Genomic DNA, 6,337 nt, shown 5'->3' with positions numbered 1-6,337 from the left:
CGAGTCGTTGAAGGCCGTTATCGATGTCGAGGGCCCCGAGCGCGCGCATCAGTTGCTGGAAGGCATGGTTGAACTGACCCGTCGTTCGGGTGCGTTCCTGCCGTTCTCCCCCACCACCGAATACGTCAACACCATCGAGCCGCAGCTGGAGGCCAAGAGCCCCGGCAATGCCGAGCTGGAATGGCGCATCCGTTCCATCATCCGCTGGAACGCCATGGCCACCGTGGTGCGCGCCAACCGCAAGCCGGGCGATCTGGGCGGCCACATCGCCTCCTTCGCCTCCGGCGCCACGCTGTATGACGTGGGCTTCAACCACTTCTGGCGCGCCCCGAGTGAAAACCACCCTGGCGACCTGCTGTTCATCCAGGGCCACAGCGCCCCGGGCATCTACGCCCGCGCCTTCCTGGAAGGCCGCATCAGCGAAGAGCAGCTGGACAAGTTCCGCATGGAAGTGGACGGCGGCGGCCTGTCCTCCTACCCGCACCCGTGGCTGATGCCGGACTTCTGGCAGACCCCCACCGTGTCCATGGGCCTGGGCCCGCTGGCCGCCATCTACCAGGCGCAGTTCATGCGCTACCTGGAAAACCGTGGCCTGATCGAGAAGTCCGACCGCAAGGTGTGGTGCTTCATCGGCGACGGCGAAAGCGACGAGCCCGAAACCCTGGGCGCCATTGCCCTGGCCGGCCGCGAAGGCCTGGACAACCTGATCTTCGTGGTGAACTGCAACCTGCAGCGCCTGGACGGCCCGGTGCGCGGCAACGGCAAGATCATCCAGGAACTGGAAGGCGTGTTCCGCGGCGGCGGCTGGAACGTCATCAAGCTGCTGTGGGGCTCCTACTGGGATCCGCTTCTGGCCAAGGACACCAACGGCGTCCTCAAGAAGCTCATGATGGAAACCGTCGACGGCGAATACCAGAACTGCAAGGCCTTCGGCGGCGCGTACACGCGCGAGCATTTCTTCGGCAAGTACCCGGAAACCGCCGCCATGGTGGCCAGCCTGTCCGACGACGACATCTGGCGCCTGAACCGCGGCGGCCATGACCCGCACAAGGTGTACGCCGCCTACCACCAGGCGGTGAACACCAAGGGCATGCCCACCGTCATCCTGGCCAAGACGGTCAAGGGCTACGGCATGGGCAGCGCCGGCGAGGCGCTCAACCCCACCCACCAGACCAAGAAGCTGGACGACGAAGCGGTGCGCCACTTCCGCGACCGCTTCAACATCCCGGTCACCGACGAACAGCTCAAGGACGGCCAGGTGCCGTTCTACCACCCGGGCCCGGATTCGCCGGAAGTGCAGTACCTGCAGGAGCGCCGCGCCGCGCTCGGCGGCTACCTGCCGCAGCGCCGCCGCAAGGCCGACAAGTCGTTCAACGCGCCCAAGCTGGAAACCTACGAGCGCCTGCTCAAGGATTCGGGCGAGCGCACCTATTCCACCACCATGGCCTTCGTGCAGACGCTGAACATCAGCCTGCGCGACAAGGAACTGGGCCCGCGCCTGGTGCCCATCGTCGCCGACGAAGCCCGCACCTTCGGCATGGAAGGCCTGTTCCGCCAGATCGGCATCTACGCCCCGTACGGCCAGAAGTACAAGCCGGTCGACGCCGACCAGCTCATGTACTACCGCGAAGACCAGAGCGGCCAGGTGCTGCAGCAGGGCATCAGCGAGCCGGGCGCCATTGCCTCGTGGATGGCCGCCGGCACCAGCTACTCGGTCAGCAACGTGCCGATGCTGCCGTTCTACATCTACTACTCGATGTTCGGCTTCCAGCGCGTGGGCGACCTGGCCTGGCAGGCGGCGGACATGCGTACCCGCGGCTTCCTGCTGGGCGGCACCGCCGGCCGCACCACGCTCAACGGCGAAGGCCTGCAGCACGAGGACGGCTTCAGCCACATCGTGGCCGGCGGCATTCCCAACGTGCGCAGCTACGACCCCACCTTCGGCTACGAAGTCACCGTGATCCTGCAGCATGGCACCAAGGCCATGATGGAAGACCAGGTCGACGAGTACTACTACATCACCCTGATGAACGAAAACTACACCCACCCGGCCATGCCGGAAGGTGCAGCCGAGGGCATCATCAAGGGCATGTACCTGCTCACCGACGCCGGCAAGCCCAAGAAGGGCGAGCTGCGCGTGCAGCTGCTGGGCAGCGGCACCATCCTGCGCGAAGCCATTGCCGCGGCCGAACTGCTGGACAAGGACTTCGGCGTCACCGCCGACATCTGGTCCTGCCCCAGCTTCAACGAACTGCGCCGCGACGGCTTCGACGCCGAGCGCTGGAACCGCCTCCACCCCGAAGCCGAACCGCGCAAGGCCTACGTCACCCAGCTGCTGGAAGGCCGCCAGGGCCCGGCCATCGCCGCCACGGACTACGTGCGCGCCTACGCCGACCAGATCCGCGCCTTCGTGCCGATGACCTATTCGGTATTGGGTACCGACGGCTTCGGCCGCTCCGACACCCGCGCCAACCTGCGCCGCTTCTTCGAAGTGGACCGCTACTACATCGCCCACGCCGCCATCGCGGCGCTGGCGAAGGACGGCAAGATGACCGCGAAGGACGTAGCCCGGGCGATCAAGCAGTACAACATTGATCCGGAGAAGGCGAATCCTGTTGGGGTTTGAGTCAACTTTCGGAGGGCGGCAATTGCCGCCCTCTTTAGTTTTGAGAATCATGGAATAACACGAAAGGAAGCGCCTCCAGATGCCAGCAAGCCGACTTCTTGAGCCTGAAAATATTCCCTCGTCACTTTGGTTGGCTGACGAGGGGACTCTTTTGTTTCCTGCGAGCCTATGCAGCGTATATGCCGGTATTCTCGAGGAGGAAGGACTAACCTCCTTGGTCACCTACGGAAACTGCGAGGGTGCTGTCGGCGGCGTTAGTAAGCAGGATACTGATCGTCACTTTGCTCAAGCATTCAGTGGCTCAGTTGCAAGAGTGCTATTGGCAGTTTTGGATCCAAAAAATGAAGTTGCGGACGCGTCGGACGCGTTCATTCGATGCACATCAGGATCTTCCGTATGCATTACGGATGCGCCCTGCGGATCAGGCGCCGCTGCAGCTGCATATCTCTGCGCAATCGCAGAGCTGAGGGCCGAAAAGGTAATTCCGAGAGAGCCGCTTTTTGTGAAGGTTATTGGTGGCGAGTTGTCGACTACTGCGCGAAAATATGCTGAAGCTATAATGGGTAAAATTCAGCCTTTTCTCGAGGAGCAGGCGATCTTCGTCTCCTTTCAGTTCCAAGGCTGGGATGTTAAGTGTCAGAACAGCACGGCAGATCTTGTTACAAAGTGCATCCTTGGCTCTGTAGATATAGAGAATAAACTGCTGATGATTGCAAATTTCAGTGCATTTTTGCAGTCGAGTGGGAACCGTAAAGGGTCCGAGAGGCAACTTGAGGAGCTCTTTCGATATGCTTCTGCGCAGAAGAGTTTTGCAGTGTGGATGGAGCCGCCAATGAACAAGGTTCTGGATTCCAATGGTTTGTTTGCCTGGCTCGCCAATAATATGGTGACCAAGTGGAAAGGATTCACGAGAGTCATGCAGAGGTGGATTTTGGCCTCGGGTCGAGGCGAGACTGAGATTGTCGCAACGAGTGAGGCGAAATATAGGCACCCGTTGAATTCGGAACATAAGCCCAGTGTTCGGCTTGCTGTTGTAGCTATGGCGTTGGGGCGTGAATAATGAGTGGCCAAAATTCTGGAAGCTTCTCGCTTAGGGCTGTTAATCAGTATCGTCAAAGAGATGTGTTCACATATCTGGCGCTGCGCTACTACCTGGATAATGCCGCAGCTAGATCTGATCATTGGGCAGAGAGGTTTTGTGTAGACTCGGTGATTAAGAGATCCACATTGCCTTACTCCTCCGTTCTTCACTTTAAGGCGATGGAAGGTGGGAAGCCGACCCATCGCCAAATGTACTTTCCCGCAGCTGGGGAGGCGCTTGCTGAAGCGGTTTTGATAGATGCCTGCGCTAGCTCGGAAGGAACTGGGTTTGTACTAAGTTCGAGTGTTTATAGCTATAGGCCCGTTTCACCCGGGAAGGTTTCTGGGATATTCGATCATTATATGGATGGATTTAGGAGGCGTCATGAATCCATCACGGAAATGTGCAGGAACCCAGAGGGAAAGGTTGTTGCCTTCATGGACATCAAGAGGTTTTATCCTTCCGTCAGAGAGGAAGTGGCCTCAAAGGCGTGGGAAAAGGCATGCAATAGGTCAAACCTGAAGGAGCCCCTTGTAGAGTTAGGCTTTAAGCTGCTCGCGGATCATGCCAGAGTGGCGCGCACTTCCAGTGAGAGTGGCTCAGCAATACTCACGGGGCCTATGTTCAGTCATCTGATCGCAAATCTCGTTCTCTCTGACGTAGACGCTGCATTCTCTTGTGGCGAAGTTGGATACTGCAGATATGTGGATGACATTGCGCTGGTCGGAACGCCAGATCGAGTTCATCGGGCTCGGCAGCGGCTGGCATCTTTGCTCGATGAGATCGGGCTAGAGCTACACGATGAGTCATCAGGGAAGAGTCTGGAGATTGCGGCATCCACTTGGTTGGATGGTGCGGAGGACGATGATGAGTGGAAGCAAGAAGATTCTTGGATGAAGCTTGTCGGTGATGTTAAGAAGCTCCTTGTGGTGCGCCCAGATCTTACGCAGCAGTTGTCACTCCAGTTCTCGAATCATGGTTTTAGAATGCCTGTGCTTGATTACTCCATCGCTGCGCAGGAGTCCACGTATGCAAAAAGGATCGCTGGATCGGCAGATCATTTAATGTACTCCGGAGATGTTTCTAAGGTTGCGATTGAGCAGCTCATAGGTCGGGCATCAGCTCTAAAGGAAAGATACTTTAATGAGCTGAAGGCGATCACCGATGCATATGGTGTCGCTGATGGATTTCAGGCTAAGAGACTTCTTCCGAAGATCCGCTATCGACTCGGTAGGCTCGCATATCTAAGTGATAATGGAGAGCTCCGTTCGATGAGTGAGGATATTAAGGATCCATCCTTGGCTCTGCACGGTGAAGTTGTTAAAGCGATTGCTTCTGGGCGAGTTGATCTTGTGCTGGAAATGGGGCGCAACGTGGCACAGGCCGTTGCCCAACCAGTGGGGATGGAGGGGAACCGGGTGGTGGTAGAAAAAACAGAGCTGAGTAGTGCTGAACTGCAGGCTCTTGCGGTCTTTAAGGTAAACGGTGTAGAGGTGCAGGCGAATCTGCCGAAGGACGTGACTGATAATAATGAGCTCATAAGGTTTGTTGAGCGTGGGCCTGATATAGACATGATGAGAAGTGGCGATCCCTTCTTGTCAAATCTGGCCAGTTTGCATGGACTCTCCGCGAACGTCAGGCACTATGAGATGTTGGATACCCCGTTTGATGCGTTTGAGGAAATTGCTCTTGATGCCCTCGATCCTGCTGGTGGTTCTTTATGATACTGCATGCTGAGCAGATGACTGATGCTGGCTCCTTGCTATTCAGCGGGATGACAAAGGTCTCAGTCACGTGGTTATGATGCGTACTGTCGAGAAGTTCAGTGTGGAGTAAAACGTTCAGGTTCACTTATTCGTCTGTATGGCAAAGCCGACGCGATACTGTTTATCTGTCGCCTTGAATTTTCTGTTTGATCAGAGTGCTTGCCTCGATTTATGTGAAGAATAATTTTCTGTCAGATTTCAGAGAGTGGGGGCATAGGAAGTCTTCGCGCATTCGCTGATCTGTTCGGATCACGGTTGACATTGCTTCAAAGCATCAGCACTCTCGCCATCAAGGAGCGTCGAAACTCCTCACGTAGCGGTACCCACCTCCGTTAAACCGGTGGGTTTTTTGTGCCCAATCCTCCGGGCACAAGCCGACGCGATGCCTGCGTCGGGAGGGCGGCTAATACAACACCCTTCGGGGAAATACGCCCGCCGTCTACGTGCGGTTTCGAACCTCCCGACATCCCGTCGCCTTCGGGCGGCGGTGCTCGGCGTATTCCAGGAGGGCGTTGCCATGTACACCGCACCATCCCCACCGGCCACCGTGCCGGGTTACCTGTTGTCCGAGGGCGCGCACGCGCTGCTGCTTGAAGTGGGCGACGTCATGCAGCGGCTGGCCGCACTGGCCCCCACCGCCCCCCCCCCCCCCCCCCTCCCCCCCCCNNCAGCGGCTGGCCGCACTGGCGGCCACCGAGCAGGGCAACCACGACCTCACCGCGCACCTGCTGTGCCAGCCCGGCGTGCTGGCGAAATGCCTGCGCAGCCTGTCCGCCCGCATCAACGTCGCTCTGCGCGAGTGCAGCGGCGTGGCTCAGTCCGCGTGCGCCGTGCAGGAGGCCCCATGAGCCGCCGCCGCGCCCC

3 protein-coding genes are annotated in these 6,337 nt (G+C 58.4%); all 3 read left to right on the top strand.

All coding sequences use genetic code 11. The features are described from left to right. On the top strand, positions 1-2,626 hold a 2,626-nt coding region (aceE, locus tag B3P22_RS10285), incomplete at its 5' end, for a pyruvate dehydrogenase (acetyl-transferring), homodimeric type (protein WP_296270906.1). A 79-nt stretch (positions 2,627-2,705) separates the two neighbouring features. Continuing rightward, complete coding sequence (locus tag B3P22_RS10280; protein ID WP_296270905.1) at positions 2,706-3,686, top strand: hypothetical protein; 981 nt, start codon at positions 2,706-2,708, stop codon at positions 3,684-3,686. Then, positions 3,686-5,431 (top strand): RNA-directed DNA polymerase, encoded by a 1,746-nt coding sequence (locus B3P22_RS10275; protein WP_296270904.1) that lies wholly within the window; start codon positions 3,686-3,688, stop codon positions 5,429-5,431. Before B3P22_RS10280 ends, B3P22_RS10275 begins: the two co-directional genes overlap by 1 nt. Positions 5,432-6,337: the final 906 nt, after the last annotated feature.

The sequence above is a fragment of the Pseudomonas sp. UBA6323 genome, from assembly GCF_002439135.1.
Taxonomy (GTDB): domain Bacteria; phylum Pseudomonadota; class Gammaproteobacteria; order Pseudomonadales; family Pseudomonadaceae; genus Aquipseudomonas.
The sequence above is the reverse complement of the archived record's forward strand: the minus strand, read 5'-3'. Positions and strand labels throughout refer to the sequence as shown.